The organism is Cellulomonas sp. P22, from assembly GCF_044392165.1.
Genome location: NZ_JBISBW010000018.1, coordinates 1 through 2,505 on the forward strand (window position 1 = coordinate 1; position 2,505 = coordinate 2,505).

At 67.7% G+C, this 2,505-nt stretch carries 1 protein-coding gene; it reads right to left on the reverse strand.

The window, feature by feature from the left end:
- On the reverse strand, positions 1–2,256 hold a 2,256-nt coding region (locus tag ACGIF2_RS16345), incomplete at its 3' end, for a DMSO/selenate family reductase complex A subunit (RefSeq protein WP_396048145.1).
- Between the last annotated feature and the right edge of the window lie 249 nt (positions 2,257–2,505).

Consider the following 2,505-nt stretch of genomic DNA (forward strand, 5'->3'; position numbering starts at 1 on the left):
GCCACGGTCGTTGAAGACGTGCACGACGTCGTCGTTCTCGATGCTGCGGGCCTGCGCGTCGAGGGTGTTGATCCACACCACCTGCGGGTGCGCCTCCTTCATCCAGGCGACGTTGCCGTAGGTCGAGTGGGTCCGGGACTTGTAGTGGTGCCCGATCATCTGCAGCGGGTGCTTGCCAGATCCGGCCTCTTCGGCCCCCTCCCATGTGGGGGTGTACTCGGGCAGCGGCGTGATCCGGTCACCCTCGGGCAGCTCCCACGTCGCGTCGAGCTTGGCGAGCAGCGAGGAGTAGATCTCGATCTTCCCGGACGGCGTCTTCAGCGGGTTCGCCACCGGGTCGTCACGGAACTTCTTGAGCCCGATGACGGTGCCGGCCGGGTTCTTCTTCTTCCAGATGCCCTTCTCGCGCAGCTCCTCGAAGCTGGGCAGGTCGGGCTCCTTGACCTGGCTCTCGGAGTAGACCTGGCGCAGCCAGTCCTCCTGCGTCTTGCCCTCGGTGAACTGCTCCTCGACGCCCGCTCGGGCCGCGAGCTCGGTGCACATCTCGTACACGGTGCGGCAGTCGAACAGGGGGTCGATGACCTGGTCGGCGAAGATCAGGTAGCCCAGGCTGCCCGCGCTGCCCTGCGGGACCAGGTCGGCCTGCTCGCTGTTGGACACGTCCGGGAGCAGGATGTCGGCGAACTTGGCCGACGCCGTCATCTGGTTCTCGATCACGACGATCATCTCGCACAGCGAGTCGTCCTCGAGGAGCTTCGCGGTGCGGTTGGCGTCGGCGTGCTGGTTGATCAGCGCGTTGCCGGCGTAGTTCCAGATGAACTTGATCGGGACCTCGAGGCGGTCCTTGCCCTGGATGCCGTCCGTGGTGGCCGTCATCTCGGTGGCGCGCTCGATCGCGTCGGTCCACATGAACACCGGGATCGAGGTCTTGACCGGGTTCGTCAGCGTCGGGAAGGCGGACAGCGACAGCTGGTAGGAGCCCTCGCGGGCACCCGTGCCGCCACCCTGGATGCCGACGTTGCCGGTGAGTGCTGCGAGCAGCATCACCGCACGCGCGCTGTTCTCACCGTTGGCGTGGCGCTGCGGACCCCAGCCCTGCACGATCGCGCACGGCTTGGCCTGCGCGATGGTGCGGGCGAGCTGCACGATGCGGGTCGCCGGGATGCCCGTGATCGTCGCAGCCCACTCGGGGGTCTTCTCGGTGGCGTCCGGGCCCAGGCCCAGGACGTAGCTCTTGTACGAGCCGCCGGCGGGAGCCCCCTCGGGAAGGTGCTCCTCGTCGAAGCCCACGCAGTACGTGTCGAGGAACGCCTGGTCGTGCAGCTCCTCGCTGATCATGACGTGCGCCAGGCCTGCGACGAGCGCCGCGTCGGTGCCGGGCCGCAGCGGAACCCACTCGTCGGCGATCGTCACCGCGGTGTCCGTGTAGCGGGGGTCGATGACGATGACCTTGGTCCCACCGAGGCGCTTGGCCTCCTGGGTCACGAACGTCTCGCCGCCACCGCTCATGCGGGTCTCGTGCGGGTTGTTGCCCCACAGGACCACGAGCTTGCTGTGGACCGTGTCGTCGAAGCTGTTGTTCCCCGCGCCCGCCCCGTAGGTGTACGGCGTCGCGGCGGAGATCTGGGCGGTGCTGTACGTGCCGTAGTGGTTGAGGTACCCACCCATGCAGTTCATCAGGCGCGCGATGGGGCTCGATGCCGGAGGCCAGCTCTTGGCGACCGTGCCGCCCAGGGCGCCGGTGCCGTAGTTGAGGTAGACGGCCTCGTTGCCGTACTTCTCGATGGTGGTCTTGAGCGAGGCGGCGATCGTGTCGTACGCCTCTTCCCAGGTGATCTTCTCGAACTCGCCCGCACCGCGCTTGCCGACCCGCTTCATGGGGTACTTGAGGCGGTCCGGGTTGTAGATGCGCTGGCGGATGGCGCGCCCGCGGACGCACGCGCGGATCTGCTGGCTGCCGAGCTCGTCGTCACCGGTGCTGTCAGGGTCGACGCGGGTGATCTGGCCGTCGACGACGGTCATGAGCAGCGGGCAGCGCGAGCCGCAGTTGACGTTGCACGAGCTCCAGACGACCTTGGCGTCGTCACCGGCTGCGGCGGGCTCGGCCGAGGCCGAGGCGAGGGGGAGCAGCCCGTAGTGGGCGCCGACGCCCACGGCGGCAGCGGTGCCACCGGCGGCAGCGCTCCACTTCATGAACGAGCGTCGGGGCACGGGTGTGCCGAGGAGGTGTGGCCCGGGGGTGGCCGTGTCGGTCATCGTCGATCCTTCCAGCGGAGGACGCGCCATGTGATTGGCGATTTCAGGTCTTGGGGTTGGCCTGATTGTTTCGGTCGGTCCCGGGTGACGTCGGGCCCTTGGTCCCTCACTGGACAAATGTGTCTACGCTCAGTTCCGCGCTTCTGAGGTAATGCTCACCTCAGAAATGGGGAATGTTTTCCACGGCCCCCGCCTGCACAAATGGAAAAGGTCGGGCCCAACGTCCCGCGTGTGCGGGGCGTTGGGCCC